The organism is Roseovarius salis (assembly GCF_044472985.1).
Lineage (GTDB): Bacteria > Pseudomonadota > Alphaproteobacteria > Rhodobacterales > Rhodobacteraceae > Roseovarius > Roseovarius salis.
Genome location: NZ_JBISDG010000001.1, coordinates 51,778 through 70,516 on the forward strand (window position 1 = coordinate 51,778; position 18,739 = coordinate 70,516).

An 18,739-nucleotide genomic window follows, 5' to 3' on the forward strand; every position below is an offset into this window, starting at 1 on the left:
GCTCAGGCCTCCTGTGGCGCTTGTCGGGCTTGGCGCTGTCGGCGCAGGCGCTTGAACGCCGGGCCCACGCGGCTGGCCAGCCCGGGATGACCCGTGGCATTCGCGCGCTTTTCCAGCGCCTGCCGGTACCATTGCAGCGACCGCCGCCCGCGCAGCAACCGGTAATAGGCCGGCTCGGTCAGCGTCTCGTCGATGGCCATCTGGAACAGCGGCTTGATCAGCTCGGCCCGGCGGACGAACACGGCCGAAAAATGCCCTGCGAACCACGATTTCAGCGGAACCACGTTGTCACCCTCCAGGCGCTCCACATGCCGCCTGTCCGGCTCGAAGAACGGGTCATAGACGACATAAACCTTCCGCGCCTCCTGTATCTCGAAGGACGCGTCGGAATAGGGCAGGCTCCAGTTCCGCTCGCGCCCCATGTCGAAACGCTCTTCCCACGGCACGAGATCCTGGTCGAGCGTGGTCTGCGGTGAATAAGCCAGCACGATGCAGCCGGGCGCAAGCGACGAAAACGCCAGCGCCGCGAACCCGCCCATCGATGTGCCCGCCATCACGACCTTCTTGTAGCGGGAAAACAGGCCCCTGTCGGCCAGTCCGCGCAACTCTTCGATGAACTGCGCGTCGCGGTACCAGTCCTTGCGCCGGGCGATCACGGCAAGATGCGAATACCCTGCCCCGCGAACGAAACGATAGGCCCATGGCTCCCGCCCGTAGGAGATGTCGTGCACGTTCGACAGGTTGTCGAACGTGACGATCAGGGTATCGGGATCACGCTCGATGTGAACGATGGCATGGTTTTCCAGACGGGTGAAGAAGCCCTGCCTGTTCCCGCCGGGATAGATCTCGGCGAACCATGGCGGCGGCGGGTCGGTGGCAACGCGGGCGAACGCGTCCGGCACGCGCGAATGTTCCTTGACCGGCGCGGCGGAATCGGCGGCCGGTGCAGGCCGCGCCGGAGCCGCCCGGACCGGGGGGGCCGGGTCCGGATCAGGGGCCGGGGCCGCGGCAGCAGGCCCGGGACCGGCGGCGGCGTCACCATCCAGCCATGCCAGCACGGCCCGCCAGAGCCCGTGCTTGCGCGACTGGACGCCGATGCGCTCGGCCTCTTCCGCGCACTGGGCATCATATGCCTGCCGCACGGACGGATCGGCGAGGATGCGGCCGATTTCCGCCTCGCGCGCGTCCGCCCCCTTGGCAAGACTATCGTCGGCCACACGCGGGCCGCGCGCCGCCTCGAGCAGCGGGATGAGGTCCTCGGCCATGGCCTGCGCCTTGGGCGGGTGGACGTAGGCCGCCCTCAACAACAGCGTCTCGACACTGGGCACCGGGACGCGGGCGACCTGCGCCAGATCGCCCCCGAAGGCCCGCGCGTCGCGCTGCCATGTCCGGTCGCCGCGCGGGGTGGGCATGCGCGCGCCCGACCCGTTCAGCCAGCGCAGGCGGCGCAGGCCGGTTCGCGCCTCGCCGGTGGGAAAGCCCGGCACGCGCGACGGCCACAATCCCAGCCGGACCACGCTGCGCCATTCACGGCATCCGGTGCCATCCGGCGCGGGGTCGGGCGCGCGGTTCCCGGCCCGCGACAGCACCGGGCCGGGCACGTGGGCCCGCGTCAGCGTTTCGGCAAAGAAGCGGCGGACGGGCGCCGACAGCGCATGGACCGTGCCGAGTTGCTGCATCAGGGCGGGCAGCGTGTCGTGGCGCGGCAGCACGAGATACTCGTCGGCGGCCAGGAACACCCCCCAGCCCCCGCTCTCGCCTGCCTCCAGCTCGGCGGCGCGGATCGCGGCGTTGCGGATCGTCTCGCCCGCCTCGGCACTGTCGAAAGCGATGAAGCGCGTCTCGATCATCCCAGCACGCTCCAGCGCGGCGGCCAGTGGCTGCGGCGCCTCAAGCGCGTCGGACAAAAACACCACGATGCGATCTGCCCCCAGTGCGCGGTGATGCGCAACCCACTCCACGAAGGCCGTGCCCGGGTGGTCGAGCCATGTCGTCAACAGCACTTGCGCGGGTTTGTCCATGGAACACTGCTCCGCTCGCCGGGTCGCGGGTTGTCTTCCCGCAAATTCTTGTATTTCCTGACGAGTATACCCATCAGAGGCGTTCATGACCAGTTCACAGCCCCCCGGACGAGGCTTTTTTTTCGGCCAGCGCCGCGACCAGCTGGGCGCGCGCCTGCTGATGATCCTCACCGCCATCCGGCTGGCGCAGGACTACGACACCGAGTTTCGCTACAACTGGTTCCCTCCCGGCGCCGACGCGCCGACGCTGGACAACCCCGAAGACCTGTTCTCGGAGGCGTTCATGGCGCGGCACTTCGTCGACAACGACACCTACGCCGCCTTGCAGGACCGCGTGGAACCGATCTGGAAGTTCCTCGACGACAAGACCCCCCAGCCGCTCGAGGCGCACCTCGCGGCCGGCGGACACGTCATGCTCGACGAGGGGTTCGACATCGTCACTTTCCCGTGGGAGGACAAGCAGGCGCTGCGCGCGCGCTTTCCCGGCCTGATCCGGCAAATCGGCTTCAACCCATTCGTGGCCGAGCGGATCGCCAGCATCGACGCCGCGCTGGCAGATGCCGGCGGGCAGAGCGTGGCCTATCACATCCGCCGGGGGGACATTCTCAATGTCGATCCGTGGATGCACAAGCAATGGCCCTCCAAGATCGAGCCGGACGAGCTTTACTCCATCCACCTGCGAGAGCAGAAGCCCGCCGTCGCGCTGGTTTTCTCCGACCAGCCCGAAAGCCGCGCGCGCTTTCAGGCCGCGCATCCCGAGGTGAAGGGCGTCGAGGACATCGTGGACCTGTCCGGATGCACCGTGGCGCAGCGCGACTTTCTTGAACTCTACGCCATGTCGCGGGCCGGTCAGATCGTGGCGCCGCCCGTCAGCGCCTTCAGCCGCGCCGCGGCCCGGCTCAGCGGGCGCGAACGGCTGCGCTTCGTCGACGTGCTCGACGGACCGCAACGAAACGAGGCCTACGACGCGCTGCTGGACCGGCTGAAAGGGGGCACGGACAACTTCGTGACCGTGAGCGAGGCCGCGCATCTTTATGCCAAGCTGGCCGGCCGCCTCCCTCAGCAGGACCGGGAGGAGGAGGCATGGCAGATCGGTCGCATCGTCAAGGAAAGCGGCGCCACCAACGCCTTCGTGCCGCTGTTGCACGCCATCAGCTGCGTCTACCTCAAACGCTGGGACGAGGCGCACGAGAACATGGGGCAGGCGCTGCGCGATCCCAACCTGTGGCAGGAATCGCACGCCGCGGCGACGGCGGTACACGCCCTCATCCTCGGCGCGCTTGGCAAGGCTGTGCGCTGTCACCGGACGTTCCTCAGGGCCTTCTGGCAGAAGCCGTTCCTGCCCGACGTGACCGTGGTGGGCAGCTTCATGATCAACCGCCGCCGGCTGAAGCCGGAGCGGCCCCTGCCCTTCTCCATGCCCGTGGTGCAGGCGCTGCGCGTGCCCTACATGCGCGCCAACATGTTTCTGGTGCAGAACAAGTTCCTGCGGCGACGGGCCTTCGACTTTTCGAGCCTCGTTGTCGAATGGCCCTATTTCGTCATGGACGGCAAGGCCGAGCGCGTGGTGAAGAACGAAAAGGCCCTGCAGGAAATCCATGACAAGCTCGCCGCGCAGCAGGACGAAGCCGGCGCGGCCGAAAGGGAAAGTTATTGCGCGCTGGTGCAGGCCCGGATGGGCGACGCGCCGGGCGCGCTGAAACGACATGCCCGCAGCGTCGAGGCCATGCCCGGCGCCCCGCTGGTGACCAAGAGACAGGCCGAGATCCGCGCCATGGCCGGGCAGCCCGGGGCGGCGGCGGATCTGGTTCTGCCGCTGGCCGAGGCCAGCAAGCACCAGCCCTACTGGCACTACCTGCTGGGGCGGTTCCGGCGCATGGCGGGCGACGCGCAGGGCGCGCGCACCGCGTGGGAGGCCGCGTCGGCCATCGATCAGACCACGGCGCTGATCCATGCCGAGCTTGCCGAGCTGTGCCGGGACATGGGCGACGGCGCAGCCGCGGCCGCCGCGCTCGACCGCGCGGCCGAGATCGCGCCCACGCAGCAGAAATTCGTGAACCGCAAGGAACGCTACCTCAAGCAGGCGGCGAAATAGCCCGCGGGCGTCAGCGTTTCCGCAGGACGATCACGTGCGCGGGATAGTCGGGGTTGACCTCGGTGAAATCCAGCGGCTCGAGTAATTCGGCGACCTCACGGAATTCCTCGTCCAGCAGGCGCTGGAAACGGCGGCGCTTGATCCCGAAGGAATCCAGCTTGTTGGCGTTGCGGGGGAAATGCCCGTCGGTGTGATCGAGCAACATCACGCCGCCCGGCCGCAGGCTCTGCAGCCAGCTCGAAAACGCGCGCAGCGGCTCGAACGCGTGATCCCAGGAGTTCGAGTAGACGAAATCCGCCGCGCCCTCCCAATCGGGGTTTGGGTCGTGGAAATCCCACTGGACCGTGTCGGGATACTCGTGCGCCGTTTCCGATATCTCGGTTCCGATAACCCGCGCGCCGCCGAGCGCCTCGGCAAACCATGCCTGTTCGGCGCCGGAGCGGGTTCCGTGGCAGATACCGAAGCTTACCGGCCCCACCGACGCGTTCACGAATTCCGCGCACAGCGTGATGTGGCGCTGCGGCACGAACTGCCAGCCCTGCTTGCGGCGGTTACCCTCCTGCTGGATTTCCCGGTAGGTTGCGTAATCAGGATACTGGAACAGGCTGAAGCCCTGCCCCTCCACCTTGCCGAAGGTCCCGTCCGCCGTGAACCCCGGCGACCGCAGCGGATTGTCCGAATTCATCTGGGCCCTCTCTGGTACGTCCGTCCAAGCAAGCGCGCCGGCCGTATCGCCGCCCGGCGCCGTATCATCCCTTTCCTTTAGCGGCCCATGCAGGCGCGGATCAACCTCCGCCGGAAAGGGCGCCCGACCCGCGCGGTGCGCTTTGGCCGACGAGACGGGCCGGGGCGGCCCCGGTCTCCAGCGCGCCCCGCGCCACCAGACGCTCGACCACGCGCAGGCCATACTCCGGCGTACCGTGAAAACCGTCCTCGTTGACGAGGCTCCAGGGCAGCGGCGTGCCGTCCCAGGCGAATTCGGCGTTGGGGTCGTAGACCTCCAGCCCCATGCGCGTCAGCCGGCCGGCAATACAGCTCGTGAGCGCCTCGATGTTGTGGCGGAACCTGATCTTGCCTTCGTTCTTCGGCGCACGCGGCGGCAGGACCACCGTCAGGCGGCACTTACCCGCGATATGGGACAGCAGCTTGAAATGCCGCGCGCGCCGGGCGTTCACGAATGCCTCCAAAACCGCCTGCGAGGCAAAGAGACACCCGTCGGTTTCCTCCACGCTCAAGCCCGCGGGGGGGCGTCCGGCAACATGGCCCGCCCCGCCGAAGCCGCGCGCCAGATGACCGACATGAAACCCGACCGAGGCGATGACCGGCAGGCCACTGTCGAAAACGTCCGTCACGGAAAGCTGCCGCTCCAGTGCCCGCACCGCGCTTTCCAGCTTGGGCATCACCGGCGTCCTGCGGCGCCTCGGGGCGAACACCCGGATCTTGCCGGCGTTCCAGTGAATTCCGCCGCTCTTGAGCATGGCGACAGGAATCCCAAGTGCCTCGCACCCCTGTTGCAAGGCAAGAACGTGGCTGTCGCCCACCAGTATCGCGCGGGGCATCGCCCCGTCAGGCACGGGTCCGGGCAGGGGATCATACGTCATGGGCAGCCCCCAGCGACGACTCCTCGCACACGACATCCTCTTCCGCGAGGCTGGCGTCTATGTCCGCCGCGTCGGCCGGCCGTGTGGGCGGGCCGCCACGCGCCGGCCCGCCAAGGTCCAGCCCGGCAAAGAAATGCGACATCACCAGCGACACGCCGGGCGGCTCGACGCTGCGCAGGTTCGGCGCGAAAAAAGCCGCCCGGGCCGGCGGGGCGGCGATTATCTCGTAGGAGGGGAAGTAATCGATCTCCGGCATGTCGGCTGCCAGATCGCCGGCGACGGCGCGCAGGGTCGATTTCGAGTAGACCGTCGCGGGCAGGACATGGCTGCCGGACGCGGTGGCGGTCAGGGGCACGGGCGAAACCGTCAAAAGCACCCGCAGCGCGGGGTTCAGACCCCGAAGGAGCCCGGCCGCCTCTTCCAGATCGGCACGCACGGACGGGTAGCCGGCATTCTCGAAAACGTGCTGCCCGGCGTCGAAGCTGCCGGCGATGGTTCCCGGGCACATGGCGTAGGGCGCCCCGGTCTGCCGGTTGCGCCAGCCCTCCGTCAGGCCCAAGGTGAACACGAATACATCCGCTTCGACGACCGACCGGCGAAAGGCACGCGCCGTGCCCTCAAGCGCGGCCGCGGCCTCGGCCGCGCTGGCAAAACCGTCAGGCTCGATGACCGGGCAGAGCGCCGGACGGTGACGGCCCTCCGGCTCGGTCCAGATCTCCTCCTGCCCGGCGCGCGCCGGGTCGGCCGCAAGCCGGGCCCAGTGCAACAGCTGCCGCGCGGTATAGATGTTGCCCGTCCGGGCCGAGAAGATTCCGTAGTTGAAACGGCGCGCCTCCGCCTCCGGCAGGCCGGGTGGCGCCGGCTCGGCATTGAGCCAGTTCAGGCCGCGCGCAACGAGGGCCCGGCTGATATGCTGCGCGAAACATGACCCGTAGGTGACGAAACGGGCATCCGACGGCAGAACCCAGCAGGACCGCCAAAGCCCGCTCAACCCGAATATCCCGGGTTCGGCGACCGCGCGGCGCCAGAACGCGGCCGGTTCGAGATCCGAATAGGGGGATGTGCCCGTCATGGTATCGTGGTCTGCTCTCTGGGCGGATGATAACCCTGCATGGCCGTCATGTCATGCGCATTGTTCAGACACCCGAAACAGGCTATTGCTTGGGCAAAACACGAGTGGACACGGGGCGCGAGCGCGGGCTGCATGGGCACGGATATCGAAATCGCGATGCTGTGGGTCGGGGGGCCGCTGTCCTACATGGAACAGCTTTGCGCGGTGTCGTTCCGCGACGCGGGGCACAGGGTGCGGCTGTATCACTACGGGTCGGTACAGAATATCCCCGACGGCATCGTGCTTTCCGACGGCAACGAGATCCTGCCCCGCGACGAGTTCCTGACCCATGGGCGCACCGGCAGCCCGGCGCTTTTTTCAGACGTGTTCCGCTACCACCTGCTGCGCAAGCGCGCCGGCGTGATCTGGGCCGACACCGATGCCTACTGCCTGCGACCGTTCGCGACCCGGACGGGCCATTTCTTCGGCTGGGAATCCGGCCAGCATATCAATGGCGGCGTGCTGGGGCTGCCCCCGGACAGCCCTGCCCTGTCGGCGTTGCTGCGGATGACCGAGGACGAGCACGCCATCCCCGAGTGGTACGCCGGCGCCGAGCTTGCACGGCTGGAGGAGCGCGCCGCCGCGGGCGATCCGGTGCATGTCAGCGAGATGCCGTGGGGCGTCTGGGGGCCCCATGCCATCACCCATTACCTGCACAAGACGGGCGAGGCACGGCACGCCCTGCCCGTCCACGGGCTCTACCCGGTGCCGTTCAAGCACAGGCGCAAGATGGGCTTTGCCTCCAAGCGGGACCGCATCGAGAGCTTCATCCGTCCCGACACGTACTCGGTGCATTTCTACGGACGCCGCATCAAGCAGTTCCTCGCCGGGCTGGGCGGCCTGCCGGAGGAAGGCAGCTATATCGACGCGCTTTTGAAGAAGCACGGCATCGCGCCGGAGGCCGCCCCCGTGCCCCCGCTCAGGGACCGCGCATGACGCGGGTGGAAACCGGGGATCACTACATCCGGCACGAAGACGTTGCGTATGGCCGCGCGCCCTGCCGCGGCGCGGCGGAGCCGCTGCATCTCGACCTCAGCCTGCCGAGACGGGCCGGAGAACCTGTCCCGCTGGTCGTCTGGATTCATGGTGGCGGGTTTTCACACGGCGACAAGGCATGGGCCGGGCACCGCACGGATTCGCGCTGGCTGACCAAGGCGGGCTATGCCTATGCCGCGATCAACTACCGGCTTCGCGCGGCGCGCCCCGACCTGTCGCCCGTCGTTGCCGACCGTCTGGAGGCGCTGCAAAAGCACCGCCTGCCATGGTTCCGCAAGGGGCTTTCGGGCGCCTCCGCGCTCGCCGCGATGGAAGATGCGCTGACGGCGCTGGACTGGCTGATGGACAACCGCGACAGGTTCGGCCTCTCCGGCTGGGTGGCGCTCGGCGGCAATTCCGCGGGGGCGATCACGGCCTTCAACGTGGTGCATCTCAGCGGGTTCTTCGGCCTGTGCCGCCCGGCGATCCGCGGCGTGGTCAGCATTTCGGGCGGCTTTGCCTATCCCGATCTCTACGCCCCGGCGCTGGCCCCGGTGCATGCCCTGCACAACCCCTCGGACCCGCGCGTGGACATCGCCGCGATCCGCGAAATCGCGGCGCGCGGCGGCGCGTGGGTGGACCTCGTCGAGGCGCCGGAACAGGAGCACGGGCGTATCAGGCTGTCCCGAGACGAGCCCGCGCGCGACGCCTACCGGCGCATCACGGGGTTTCTGGCGGGACTTTAGACGTGAACGCCACGGCCTGTTCGACCGTCAACGCGGACGCGCCGGGCGGAACCGCTTGAACAGCACAACACCGGCCCCCGATGCCTGCTGATGATAGAAAAAACCATGCCTGTGCATGGCCTCGAACAGGTTGACCACCCCCTCGGGCTTTATCCGGTTTGTGTGCAGCTCCACCAGAACGAAGCGGACCGGCCCGAGATCCACCTCTTCGAACAGCGTGCCCTCCCCGCCCTCGATATCGCAAATCAACGCGTCAGCCCGCGCCTCGGCCAGAACCGCATCGAGCGAAACGGTCGGCACCTCGATTTCCTCGCTCGGCAGGTTCTTCGGCGGCTCCATGGAGGACGACCAGAACGGGCGCGCCACGTGGAACGGCAGGCTGTGCGGCATGTCCGGCCGCGGCGGCCCCGGCAGGGCGACCGCGTTCAGCACCCGCCCGCCCGACACGTTGTTGGCTGCGTGTACCCGCCGGATGTAATCGCACAGCACCGGGTTTGCCTCGATGCAGGTCACGGCCTGCGCCCCGTGATGGCACATCGCGGCAGTGGAGATATAACCGATCCCCGCGCCCAGCTCGACCACCGAGGAGCCCGCCCCCACGAAGGCCTTGAGCGCGCGGGCCTCGCTGGCCTCGTAGTTGCCGCGCGACAACAGGGTTCTCAGCCGCCCGGTCATGACGTTCGGGTCGTCGGGAAAGCGCAACCCGTTCGAGAGAACCATCGCCCGATCCGAGGTCATGCGCCCTCGGCGGTGCCCGCCGCCGTGCGCGCGTCATGCGCGGCCACCGCTGCGGCAACCTGGTCACGCCGCCAAAGGAACGAGGCGCGGTGGCGCGGGCCGTCGTTATGCCGCGCCATCTCCGCCACGGTCAGGTCCTCGGCCGTCTCCGGCACGATCTCGACGGGCTCGGGGAAATTGTAGGGGTCAAGCATCGGGTTGAGCGCGGCGAACCCGCCGTTGTTGCGCAGGTTGCGGTTCTGCGGGGTCTGCACGACGGTGGTCAGCAGGTAGCCGATCCCCGACCGCGCGAAGTTTCTGAAGAATTCCCACCGCAGCCACGTCTTGAGGTGGAACAGGCAGTCGCGGCACATCAGCAGGTCGCCCTCGGGCAGTGGATCGGAGGTGATGTCCAGATGCAGGAATGTCCGGCCCGGCCCGGCGTGGCGGGTCCTGTTCGCATCGACAAGCTTCGAGGAGATGTCCGCCCCGACATACTCCACACCACCCAGATCCACGTGCTGCATCCATGACCAGTCGCCGCAGGGCGCGTCGATGAACGTCGCGACCCCGTAGCGCCCAAGCAGGCCCGGCAACGCGGCGCGCAGCCGCTCGGTGTTCTCCAGCGTCGAGCCGCGACCGGAAACCGGCCACTTTCCGCCAACCGACCAGTCACGGTCCTCGAATGCCTTTTGAACCCTAGCGCGCACGCCGATGCCCCCTGCTTGCCGACCCGGTGCCTCGGCGGAAATCCTAGGGCCTGTCGCGAAGGCCGGGCAAGTGAATTCTGACCGCCCGCCACCCGCGCCCGGCGGCACGTCATGGCCCAAGCGGCAGCATTGTGGCAGGCTGACCATCATGAGACGCTGTTTACTGCAAGAAACAGAGGGATGATGACCCCACCCCGCGACCGCCAGGCCGGAAAGGCCGCATGAGGCCCGCGCTGCACACCGGGCTGGTCGCGCTGCTGCTCGATCGCCACGGCCGCACGTTCTGCACCGAGTTGCGCATCAGGCTCGACCGCGGCACGCCGGCACCCCTGTTCCAATGGCTTTGCGCCGCGCTTCTGATGAGTGCGCGCATATCGGCCGGCACCGCCGTTCGGGCCGCCCGCGCGCTGAAGGACGCGGGATGGACCACCCCCGCCAAGATGGCAGACAGCCATTGGCAGGACCGCGTGCGCGTGCTGGGCGGCGCGGGCTATGGCCGTTTTGACGAAAGCACCGCGCGCATGCTGGGCGAGACGGCGCAGCAGCTGTTGACCGAGTACGGCGGCGACCTGCGGCGCCTGCGCGAGCGTGCCGGCCAAGACGTGGCCGACGAACGGCGGCGGCTCAAGGCGTTCAAGGGCATCGGCGACGTGGGTGCCGACATCTTCCTGCGAGAGGTGCAGGCCGTCTGGGACGAGCTTTATCCCTACGCCGACCGCAAGACGCTGGCCGCGGCGCGCGCACTCGGCCTGCCGGACACCGCCGAGGGGTTGGCCCGCCTCGTGCCGCGCCCCGAGTTTTCGCGCCTCGTGGCCGCGCTGGTGCGGGCCGATCTGGCCGACGATCTCGAAACACTGCGCACGGAGGCGGAGGACCGGTGACAAGACACCGCGATTTTGGGATCATGACCGGCGTGGTTGCAAGCATCCGGAAAGGAGCGACGACATGACCGCATACCAGCAAGAGCCCGGCCCCGACGAGCCGCAGGTGCCCCCGGAGGAGCCTGACCAACCCGACGAGACACCGCAACGGCCCGAAGAAACCCCGGCGCCCCCGACCGAGACACCGCCCGGCCAGCCGGGCGAGGTGCCGCTGCCGCCGGGTGAACAGCCGCTTACCCCGCCCGACGAGGTCTGACGCGGACGGCGTGCAGGCCCCGGCCTGCCGCGCCGGCCGCGCGATACCGCGCATGACCCTGCACAACGCCGATATCGCAGAACGCTTCCGCAGGCTCGCGGACCTGCTGGAAATCGAAGGGGCGAACCGGTTCCGCGTCCGTGCCTACCGCACCGCCGCCTCGACCGTGGCCGGCCTGCCCCGCGATGCCGGTGCGATGATCGCCGACGGCGCCGACCTCACGGAGTTGCCCGGCATCGGCGCGGACCTCGCCGACAAGATCGCGGAGCTGGTCGAAACCGGGTCGCTATCGCTGCTCGACGAGGTCGAGGCCCGCGTGCCGCCGGGGCTTTCGGATATCTCGCGGGTGCCCGGGCTGGGCCCAGCACGGGTGCGCGCGCTGCACGCGGCGCTAGACGTTGAATCCCCGGACGAGCTGCGAAAGGCCGCCGAGGCCGGGCAGGTCCGCGAGCTGAAGGGGTTCGGCGCGAAATCCGAGGCCAACATCCTTGACGGCCTGCAGCGGCTGGAGAGCGCCGGCACGCGGCGGCGTCTTATCGATGCCGAGCATATCGCCGCCCCGCTGATGAGCCATGTCGAGGCCCTCGAAGGGGTGAAGAAGGCGATCATCGCGGGCAGTTACCGCCGGCGCAAAGAAACCGTGGGCGATCTCGACATTCTGGTGACAGCCAAACGCGGGCACGATGTCACCGGCGGTTTCGCCGAGTATGGAGAGGTGGCGCGCATCGTCTCGCAGGGCAGCACGCGCGCCACGGTCATCCTGCAATCGGGGTTCAGCGTGGATCTGCGCGTGGTGCCCGCCGTCAGCTACGGCGCGGCGCTGCATTATTTCACGGGGTCCAAGGCACACAACATCGCCTGCCGCCGCCGCGCCGTTGCCAGAGGCTGGAAACTGAACGAGTACGGGCTTTTCGAGGACGGCAACCGCATCGCCGGCGAAACCGAGGAAGGGCTATACGAGGCGCTCGGCCTGCCGTTCATCCCGCCCGCCCTGCGCGAGAACCGTGGCGAGATCCCGGCGGCGGAGGACGGCGCGCTGCCCGTTCCCGTCAGGCTGGAGGACATCCGTGGCGACCTGCACTGCCACAGCACGGCCAGTGACGGCAGCCACTCGATCCGCGAGTTGGCCGAGGCGGCCCGCGACCGCGGCTATGCCTATATCGGCATCACCGACCATTCCCGCAGCCAGCGCGTGGCCGGCGGCTTGAGCGCGGAGGCGCTGGCCGCGCAGATCGACGAGATAGACGCGCTCAACGAGGAACTGGACGGCATCACGGTGCTGAAATCCAGCGAGGTGGACATACTGGAGGACGGGAAGCTGGATTTCCCCGACGACCTGCTGGCGCGTCTGGATTATACCGTGTGCTCGATCCACGGCCAGTTCGGATTGTCGCGCGAGAAACAGACCGAACGGGTAATCCGCGCCATGGACAACCCGCATTTCTCGATCCTGGGCCATGCGACCGGCCGGCTCATCAACGAGAGACCGGCCTACGCCATCGACCTCGACAGGATCATGCGCGCCGCTCTGGATCGCGGCTGTTGGCTGGAACTCAACGCACATCCCAGCAGGCTGGATATCGACGACAGCCGCTGCAAGATGGCGCGCGACATCGGCCTCGCGGTGCCGGTGGGGACCGACGCGCATTCGGTTCAGGGGCTGGACATGATGCGCTTTGGCATCGCACAGGCACAGCGGGGGTGGCTGGAGGCCGCCGACGTTCTGAACACGCGTCCCCTGCAGGAACTGCTGGCCCGCCTCCGGCGTTGAAGCGCGGCGGTCAGGCCCCGGGTGGCAGCCCGTCCCCGCCGTCCTGCAAGAAAGCGTCGAGCCGCGCCATCACGTGGTCGATCGTGCCGGCCACGATCTCTGCCCCTTCCGAGTCCACCGCGAAGAACTCGTGCTTTTCACGGTGCCGGCCGATGCGCACCGCCAGCCACTCGTCGGCGCCGCCGCGGAAAATGTCGAACCGCGGGTCGCCGTCCTCTTCCGACCACGTGAAACGCGTGGCCCATCCGTGCTGAATCACGTGGGCGCCGTAACTCTCAAGCCGCCTGTGGTCGGCCGGGGTGATGGGGTTGTCGGACAGTCTGATGATCTCGTCGCTCATGTCATCCTCGCAGGCTGGCGATTTTCACATGCGGGCGCCCGGGCGCTTTGCATCCGCGCGCACAGCCTAGACCGGCGCGGACCGCGCGGCAATCGTGCTGCCACGCAGGCTAGACGCTGTTGCGCCCATCCTCGCCTCCCGCGCTGTTCCCGCCGGGCTCGGGCCCGTCCTTGTGGCCGATCGCACGCACCTTGCCGCCGGAGGCAAGGCACCTCTCGATCTCGCCGAAATCCAGCGACTCCTTGGCCTCCAGTTCACGCACGAGGTACAGGATTTCCTCCCTGTGGTCGTCTATGAGCGCCCGCGCCGTGGCCTCGGACTCCTTGAGCAGCGCCATCACCGCGGCATCCACGCGGGCCGCGGTTTCATCGGCATGTTCGCGCGGCTGCGCGATGGACTGACCGAGGAACGGGTGATCCTCGCGCTGCCGCAGGTCGATCGGGCCCAGCTCGTCGGCCATGCCCCAGCGTGCAACCATCGACCGCGCCAGCCCCGTGGCGCGCTTGATGTCGTCGTCGGCGCCGGAACTCACCGTTCCGATCAGGGACTTCTCGGCGGCGCGACCGGCCAGCAGGACGACCAGCTGCGCGCGCAGATACGCCTCGGGCAGGGTATGGTGCTCTTCCTTGCTGAGCATGTGCGTCCCGCCAAGGGCGCTGCCCCGCGGAATGATCGTGACCTTGTAAAGCGGGTCGGTTCCCGGCGTGAAATACGCCGCCGCGGTGTGCCCGGCCTCGTGCACCGCCAGCCTGTGGCGCTCCTCGGGCTGGATGGCCAGCGTGCGCACGGTGCCCATCATCACCTTGTCGCGCGCCTCCTGCAGGTCCTCGCCGGAGACGGTCCTGGCACGCCGCCGCGCGGCGTTGATCGCCGCCTCGTTCAGCAGGTTCTTGAGGTCGGCGCCGGAAAAACCCGGCGTGCCGGCCGCGATGGTGTCGAGATCCCCCGGATCGGACAGCGGCAGCTTGCGCGCGTGGATTCCCAGTATCGCGCGCCGCGCGGCCTTGTCAGGCAGGTTCAGCGTGACGTGCCGGTCGAACCGGCCCGGGCGCAGCAGCGCGGGGTCGAGCACGTCGGGCCGGTTGGTGGCAGCGAGCACCACGACCGCCTCCTTGCCGCCGAAACCGTCCAGCTCGGCCAGGATCTGGTTGAGCGTCTGCTCGCGCTCGTCATGCCCGCCCCCCAGGCCCGTGCCGCGCGTGCGCCCGATGCTGTCAAGCTCGTCGATGAAGATGACCGCCGGCTGCGCCTTGCGCGCCGCCTCGAACATCTTGCGCACCCGCCCGGCGCCCACGCCCACGAAGACCTCGATGAACTCCGAGCCGGAGGTCGAGAAGAACGGCACATCCGCCTCCCCCGCCAGCGCCTTGGCCAGCAGCGTCTTGCCCGTGCCCGGCGGCCCCATCAGCAACACGCCATGCGGCACCTCCGCGCCGACGGCCTGGAAGCGCTCCGGGTCGCGCAGGAACTCCACGAGTTCTGCCACCTCGCGCTTGGCCTGATCCTGCCCTGCCACGTCGTCGAAGGTGATCCCCGTCGCCTGCTCCGTCGGCTTGGAGAAGCGGCCGCTGAACAGGCCGCCCAGCCGTCCGGAGCCGAGCCCCCCGCCCAGCTGGTCGCTCATCCGCCGCTGCGACCAGACAAGGAAGCCAAGGATCAGAATCCACGGGATGAGGTACAACAGGAACGCCCCGCCCCCGCTGCGCCGGGCGGTGACATCGACGCCGCGCTCCTGCAGCAGGGCAAGCAGCTCGGGATCGTCCTGCACCGGCGTAACGGCCCGGTACATCGGCCCCTCGCCCGGGCCCTCGGTGCCGGTCCACGCGGTGATCTCCTGCTCCGAAAGGCGCGCCCGCTCGACCGTGCCCCCGCGGATCATCTCCTTCATTTCGCTGTAGGAAACGGTTTCGACGGGCTGACCGCCAAAGAACGCGCCCAACACGATCAGCAGCAGGATGCTCGCCACCCAGACGACGATCGCCGCCCGCGCCCCGCCCGGCGGCGGGGTGCCCGGGTCCGGCGTCTGCCGAGGCTCGTCCGCCATCAATGACCTCCATAGGCCCGGCCGCGCGCGGCGACGCACGGCCTGTGCAAGCAGAATTCCGCTGGGGCACTCGCGCCATCGTACCGCGCTGCCCAAACACGACAGTTGTTCATGACCACGCGGCAGAGATTTAATTCGGAACCGATGAGGATACCGGGTGGCGGTGAAAACACCGAAAAAGTGATGGTGCGGTCGAGAAGACTCGAACTTCCACGGGTTTTACCCCACAGCGACCTCAACGCTGCGCGTCTACCAATTCCGCCACGACCGCACGTGATCCGGTAGGCACGCGGCGATATACGCAATCGCCGCGGCGTTGTGAAGGGGAAATTTCCGTCTTTTTGGCACCCCGGGCCGGCGCGGCACGATCCGGGGTGCCGCGCCATGGTGCGCGGCGCGTCGCGACCCGCGCGCGCGGTCACTCCGACAGGGTGAAGACGGGCATCGCGCCATCGTCGCCCGAGGCCGGGATCGTGGCTGCGCCGCTGTGCCCCGATAGCGACATCGCCGCCTTGCGCACCACGTCGATGCGTTCGGGCTGCCCCGGCGCGAAGGCAGGCGGCTGCCCGCCGTCCAGCGCGTCGAACGCCATCTCGTACCATGTCAGCGCCATGTCCGTGCTCTTGGCGGTGCCAAACCCGCCATGCAGGTGGTGACCGACAAGTTCGGCATAGGCCCTGTCGCCCAGGCCGGTCAGCAGCAGCGCGCCGCCCAGCGCCGGCGCCATCCGGTCGCCCTTGTACCCGCTGGCCATGCACACCTTGGCGGTCGTGCGCAGCTGCTGCGGCGTCATCCCGCTGTCGAGGATCAGCTTGTTCACGCCGCCGAGCACGCTCTTGGCGGGTTGCGAGGGCAACGCGCCAACCTGCGCGGCGAGGCTCTTGCCGAAGGCATCGCATTGCTGCCGGATCGCCGCGTCGTCCGCGCCCTGGATCGTCGCCATCAGGTCCTCACCCGCCGCCACCGCGTAGGTGCGCGTCAGGCAGAGCTGCTCGCTGATCGCGAAGTCGGGGTCGGTGACATCGGCGGCCTTGGTGAAACCGCCGTTGGAACTCGTCAGCAGGCTGACCTTGCCGCAGAAGGTGCTCAGCGATTTCTGCTTCGGCGCGGTGTCGAACACGGGCAGGCTCAACCCGGAGGCGGCGCCGCTTTGATCCTGCGCCTGCGGGGCCGAGGCCATCTGCGTCTGGCTGTCCCCCGAGGGCTGCGCGGCCGGCGCGGCCTTGACCCGGCACGACCCGCCCATGCAGTCGAGCTTGTCCGGGGTGGGCTGATGCACCAGCAAGTCGTTGCGGCGGTAGCCGTCCGATGTCGAGGCGAACACCATCGTCTTGCACTGCGACGCGTTGCACCAGAAGCTGCTACCCGCCAGCGCCGTGTCGATGATGTAGTCGTTGTTGCCGTCGCCGTTGAGGTCTGCCAGCTGGATGAAACCCGACCGCTGGAGCAGCTGCTCGGCCGACGGGTCGCTGCTCTCGGCGACCTCGTCCACGGCGCGCGACACTTCCAAAGGCAGGCCGGCGTACCCCGTGGTGCGACGGCCCGCCGAACCGTCGCGCTGCGCGATCAGGACAGCGCGCGCCCCTTGGTCCGAGCGCGAAATGATGCGCGTCACCTCGGGACCGCCGGCCACGGCCCGGTGATACGCCCCGAGCAGAAGGGTCCGCTGGTACTCGGTCAGCTCCCCGGTTGCGGGATAGCCCATGTACCCCTGGTAGCGCGAGACGGCGGCGCGCGTGTTGCGCCCCATGACGCCGTCCTCGACCCCGGCATTGAAGCCGAAATAGTTGAGCGACGTCTGGATTTCCCGGGTCTGCTGGCGCTGCGCGCTGCTGGCGCGGGGCTGGACATATACCGTGCGGCTGGACTGTTTCTGCCGCTGCTGGTTGGCGATGCCGCTGCCGATCGCGCCGCCGATCAGCCCCCCGACAAGCCCGCCGACGAATTCGTCTGCCTGCGCGCGCTGCACCGGAGCTGCCAGCATGGCCGTCATCACCACTGCGCCCGTGATCCGTTTCAATGCCATTTCAGCAATCCTCCACACATGCAAAACATCCTTTTCACGGTGCAGCCTAGCACGCATGGCAGCGAATCGGGCAGCACTTTTTGGAGCGGAATTTGCGATTTGCCGCCAATACTATAGGGAACCGCTCATCCTGCACGGGATCGAATCAGAGCACAGCCATTGGGCGCACGACATGGTGGAATGGATCACATCCCCCGGCCTGACCGGATATGACGACGCCTGCCAGGAGATGGAGGCGCGCGCCGCGGCCATCGCGCGCGGCGCGGCTGACGAGGCCATCTGGCTGGTGGAGCATCCGCCGCTCTACACCGCCGGGCCGCAGGCCGATCCCGCCGACCTGAAGACGCCCGACCGCTTTCCCGTTTACCGAACACGCCGCGGCGGGCAGTACACCTATCACGGTCCCGGCCAGCGCGTGGTTTACGTCATGCTGGACGTGGGGCGTCGCGGCCGCGACGTCCGGCGCTTTGTCGAACAGCTGGAGGCATGGGTCATCGCCACGCTCGACCAGTTCAACGTGCAGGGTGAAATCCGCCCGGGCCGGGTCGGTGTATGGGTGGTGCGCGACGACAAGCCGCTCACGCCCGCGGGGCGGCAGCAGGAGGACAAGATCGCCGCCATCGGCATCAGGATGCGCCGCTGGGTCAGCTTCCACGGCATATCCATCAACGTGGAGCCTGAGCTGGAGCATTTCTCGGGCATCGTTCCCTGTGGCATCACCGAACACGGGGTGACCAGCCTCGTCGATCTAGGCCTGCCGGTCCAGATGGGTGACGTGGACGTGGCCTTGCGCAAGACGTTCCCGACGGTCTTCGCGCCGCTCGCACTGGAACGGACCCGAACATGAAAACGGCCCCTCCGCCGCGTGCGAAGGGGCCGCCCAGGCTGAAAAGGCTGCGCGAGCCGCGGTATTAGTACTTGTCCGCGGCTGCGGGCGGCATGGCGCTGGTCACGTCCATGTCGGGATCGTTCTTGCAGTCGTCGACCGCCTGCATGAAGATCGCGTCATCCACGCCGCGCGCACGTTCGCGCTTTTCCTCGCGGCCGCCATCCATGTCATCGTCCTCGGTGACGAGCACGCCTTCCTCGGCGTCTTCCATGGCGTCGCTGCGGGCCATTTCACGCGCTTCGGCGCGTCCGGCCTCGATGCCCATCAGCGCTGCTTTCTGCGCGTCCTCTTCCATCTGGTTGAAGTCCGCACAGGTCATCGCCTGCGCCGGCATGGCCAGCAGCGCGGCGACACCCGCGATGGCGGTCGATCTGGTCAGGGTAGTAATACGTTTCATAGCTAACTCCTTTCACAAGTTACGCAATTCGGTTTGTCCGCGGGGCCGGCGCCCGGCCCTTGCCGGGTTTTGCCCCGCGGTCTGAGGGCGACGTAATTGGCACGTCGGCATCATGAACCCCGGCTCAAGCCGGCGTGACCGCATCGTGACTGCGGCCTC

The 18,739-nt window shown here is 68.3% G+C and carries 17 protein-coding genes and 1 tRNA gene; 7 read left to right on the forward strand and 11 right to left on the reverse strand.

Going from position 1 to position 18,739, the window contains the following annotated elements:
- Positions 1-2 precede the first annotated feature (2 nt).
- A complete protein-coding gene (locus ACH13J_RS00260) occupies positions 3-2,021 on the reverse strand; it encodes a glycosyltransferase family 2 protein (protein ID WP_397541301.1) in 2,019 nt (672 codons plus the stop codon).
- Between the two features lie 85 nt (positions 2,022-2,106).
- Here ACH13J_RS00260 and ACH13J_RS00265 point away from each other — a divergent pair, with 85 nt between their 5' ends.
- Entirely contained in the window at positions 2,107-4,116 is a 2,010-nt protein-coding gene (locus tag ACH13J_RS00265) for a hypothetical protein (protein ID WP_397541302.1), read from the forward strand.
- Between the two features lie 10 nt (positions 4,117-4,126).
- Here the strand turns inward: ACH13J_RS00265 and ACH13J_RS00270 are convergent, their stop codons facing one another.
- The 3 genes from ACH13J_RS00270 to ACH13J_RS00280 all read right to left on the reverse strand — a co-directional run bounded on the left by ACH13J_RS00270 (position 4,127) and on the right by ACH13J_RS00280 (position 6,789).
- Complete coding sequence (locus tag ACH13J_RS00270) at positions 4,127-4,801, reverse strand: methyltransferase domain-containing protein (RefSeq protein ID WP_397541303.1); 675 nt, start codon at positions 4,799-4,801, stop codon at positions 4,127-4,129.
- 100 nt (positions 4,802-4,901) lie between these two features.
- Positions 4,902-5,717, reverse strand: a complete 816-nt coding sequence (locus ACH13J_RS00275; protein WP_397541304.1) for a hypothetical protein — start codon at positions 5,715-5,717, stop codon at positions 4,902-4,904.
- On the reverse strand, positions 5,707-6,789 hold the full coding sequence (locus tag ACH13J_RS00280; protein ID WP_397541305.1) for a GSCFA domain-containing protein: 1,083 nt from the start codon (positions 6,787-6,789) through the stop codon (positions 5,707-5,709). The genes ACH13J_RS00275 and ACH13J_RS00280 overlap by 11 nt, the downstream gene beginning before the upstream one ends.
- A gap of 132 nt (positions 6,790-6,921) precedes the next feature.
- Between ACH13J_RS00280 and ACH13J_RS00285 the strand changes: the two genes are divergently transcribed.
- Both ACH13J_RS00285 and ACH13J_RS00290 read left to right on the forward strand, forming a co-directional pair.
- Entirely contained in the window at positions 6,922-7,764 is an 843-nt protein-coding gene (locus ACH13J_RS00285; RefSeq protein ID WP_397541306.1) for a hypothetical protein, read from the forward strand.
- A complete protein-coding gene (locus tag ACH13J_RS00290; protein ID WP_397541307.1) occupies positions 7,761-8,549 on the forward strand; it encodes an alpha/beta hydrolase in 789 nt (262 codons plus the stop codon). Before ACH13J_RS00285 ends, ACH13J_RS00290 begins: the two co-directional genes overlap by 4 nt.
- Positions 8,550-8,576: 27 nt before the next feature.
- Here ACH13J_RS00290 and ACH13J_RS00295 read toward each other — a convergent pair whose 3' ends face one another.
- Complete coding sequence (locus tag ACH13J_RS00295) at positions 8,577-9,287, reverse strand: FkbM family methyltransferase (protein WP_397541308.1); 711 nt, start codon at positions 9,285-9,287, stop codon at positions 8,577-8,579.
- The gene (locus tag ACH13J_RS00300; RefSeq protein ID WP_397541309.1) at positions 9,284-9,976 is read right to left on the reverse strand and encodes a class I SAM-dependent methyltransferase; all 693 of its coding nucleotides are present in this window, start codon (positions 9,974-9,976) and stop codon (positions 9,284-9,286) included. The genes ACH13J_RS00295 and ACH13J_RS00300 overlap by 4 nt, the downstream gene beginning before the upstream one ends.
- A gap of 221 nt (positions 9,977-10,197) precedes the next feature.
- On the opposite strand from ACH13J_RS00300, the gene ACH13J_RS00305 reads away from it, so the two are divergent.
- From ACH13J_RS00305 to polX, 3 genes are all read left to right on the forward strand, one after another.
- Entirely contained in the window at positions 10,198-10,857 is a 660-nt protein-coding gene (locus ACH13J_RS00305) for an endonuclease (protein ID WP_397541310.1), read from the forward strand.
- A 64-nt stretch (positions 10,858-10,921) separates the two neighbouring features.
- Positions 10,922-11,113: a hypothetical protein gene (locus tag ACH13J_RS00310; RefSeq protein ID WP_397541311.1), complete on the forward strand. Its 192-nt coding sequence runs from the start codon at positions 10,922-10,924 to the stop codon at positions 11,111-11,113.
- Between the two features lie 52 nt (positions 11,114-11,165).
- On the forward strand, positions 11,166-12,884 hold the full coding sequence (gene polX / locus ACH13J_RS00315) for a DNA polymerase/3'-5' exonuclease PolX (RefSeq protein WP_397541312.1): 1,719 nt from the start codon (positions 11,166-11,168) through the stop codon (positions 12,882-12,884).
- Between the two features lie 10 nt (positions 12,885-12,894).
- Here the strand turns inward: polX and ACH13J_RS00320 are convergent, their stop codons facing one another.
- The 4 genes from ACH13J_RS00320 to ACH13J_RS00335 all read right to left on the reverse strand — a co-directional run bounded on the left by ACH13J_RS00320 (position 12,895) and on the right by ACH13J_RS00335 (position 17,294).
- Entirely contained in the window at positions 12,895-13,224 is a 330-nt protein-coding gene (locus ACH13J_RS00320) for a hypothetical protein (protein WP_397541313.1), read from the reverse strand.
- A 109-nt stretch (positions 13,225-13,333) separates the two neighbouring features.
- A complete protein-coding gene (gene ftsH / locus ACH13J_RS00325) occupies positions 13,334-15,268 on the reverse strand; it encodes an ATP-dependent zinc metalloprotease FtsH (RefSeq protein ID WP_397541314.1) in 1,935 nt (644 codons plus the stop codon).
- Between the two features lie 184 nt (positions 15,269-15,452).
- Positions 15,453-15,539 (reverse strand) — tRNA-Leu (locus tag ACH13J_RS00330).
- Positions 15,540-15,686: 147 nt separating this feature from the next.
- Positions 15,687-17,294, reverse strand: coding sequence for a peptidoglycan-binding protein (locus ACH13J_RS00335; RefSeq protein WP_397541315.1), 1,608 nt, complete (start codon positions 17,292-17,294; stop codon positions 15,687-15,689).
- Between the two features lie 55 nt (positions 17,295-17,349).
- Between ACH13J_RS00335 and lipB the strand changes: the two genes are divergently transcribed.
- The gene (gene lipB / locus ACH13J_RS00340) at positions 17,350-18,141 is read left to right on the forward strand and encodes a lipoyl(octanoyl) transferase LipB (RefSeq protein ID WP_397541316.1); all 792 of its coding nucleotides are present in this window, start codon (positions 17,350-17,352) and stop codon (positions 18,139-18,141) included.
- A 64-nt stretch (positions 18,142-18,205) separates the two neighbouring features.
- Here the strand turns inward: lipB and ACH13J_RS00345 are convergent, their stop codons facing one another.
- Positions 18,206-18,580 carry a hypothetical protein gene (locus tag ACH13J_RS00345; protein ID WP_397541317.1) on the reverse strand — a complete coding sequence of 125 codons (375 nt, stop codon included), beginning with the start codon at positions 18,578-18,580 and terminating at the stop codon, positions 18,206-18,208.
- Positions 18,581-18,739 lie beyond the last annotated feature (159 nt).

Excerpts from the sequence above, each read along its gene's own strand:
- ACH13J_RS00270 (WP_397541303.1), bottom strand. The coding sequence starts at position 4,801 with ATGAATTCGGACAATCCGCTGCGGTCGCCGGGGTTCACGGCGGACGGG.
- ACH13J_RS00260 (WP_397541301.1), bottom strand. The coding sequence starts at position 2,021 with ATGGACAAACCCGCGCAAGTGCTGTTGACGACATGGCTCGACCACCCG.
- lipB (WP_397541316.1), top strand. The coding sequence starts at position 17,350 with ATGGCAGCGAATCGGGCAGCACTTTTTGGAGCGGAATTTGCGATTTGC.
- ftsH (WP_397541314.1), bottom strand. The coding sequence starts at position 15,268 with ATGGCGGACGAGCCTCGGCAGACGCCGGACCCGGGCACCCCGCCGCCG.
- ACH13J_RS00280 (WP_397541305.1), bottom strand. The coding sequence starts at position 6,789 with ATGACGGGCACATCCCCCTATTCGGATCTCGAACCGGCCGCGTTCTGG.
- ACH13J_RS00290 (WP_397541307.1), top strand. The coding sequence starts at position 7,761 with ATGACGCGGGTGGAAACCGGGGATCACTACATCCGGCACGAAGACGTT.
- ACH13J_RS00320 (WP_397541313.1), bottom strand. The coding sequence starts at position 13,224 with ATGAGCGACGAGATCATCAGACTGTCCGACAACCCCATCACCCCGGCC.
- ACH13J_RS00265 (WP_397541302.1), top strand. The coding sequence starts at position 2,107 with ATGACCAGTTCACAGCCCCCCGGACGAGGCTTTTTTTTCGGCCAGCGC.
- ACH13J_RS00275 (WP_397541304.1), bottom strand. The coding sequence starts at position 5,717 with ATGACGTATGATCCCCTGCCCGGACCCGTGCCTGACGGGGCGATGCCC.
- ACH13J_RS00310 (WP_397541311.1), top strand. The coding sequence starts at position 10,922 with ATGACCGCATACCAGCAAGAGCCCGGCCCCGACGAGCCGCAGGTGCCC.
- ACH13J_RS00305 (WP_397541310.1), top strand. The coding sequence starts at position 10,198 with ATGAGGCCCGCGCTGCACACCGGGCTGGTCGCGCTGCTGCTCGATCGC.
- ACH13J_RS00335 (WP_397541315.1), bottom strand. The coding sequence starts at position 17,294 with ATGGCATTGAAACGGATCACGGGCGCAGTGGTGATGACGGCCATGCTG.
- ACH13J_RS00345 (WP_397541317.1), bottom strand. The coding sequence starts at position 18,580 with ATGAAACGTATTACTACCCTGACCAGATCGACCGCCATCGCGGGTGTC.
- ACH13J_RS00295 (WP_397541308.1), bottom strand. The coding sequence starts at position 9,287 with ATGACCTCGGATCGGGCGATGGTTCTCTCGAACGGGTTGCGCTTTCCC.
- ACH13J_RS00285 (WP_397541306.1), top strand. The coding sequence starts at position 6,922 with ATGGGCACGGATATCGAAATCGCGATGCTGTGGGTCGGGGGGCCGCTG.
- polX (WP_397541312.1), top strand. The coding sequence starts at position 11,166 with ATGACCCTGCACAACGCCGATATCGCAGAACGCTTCCGCAGGCTCGCG.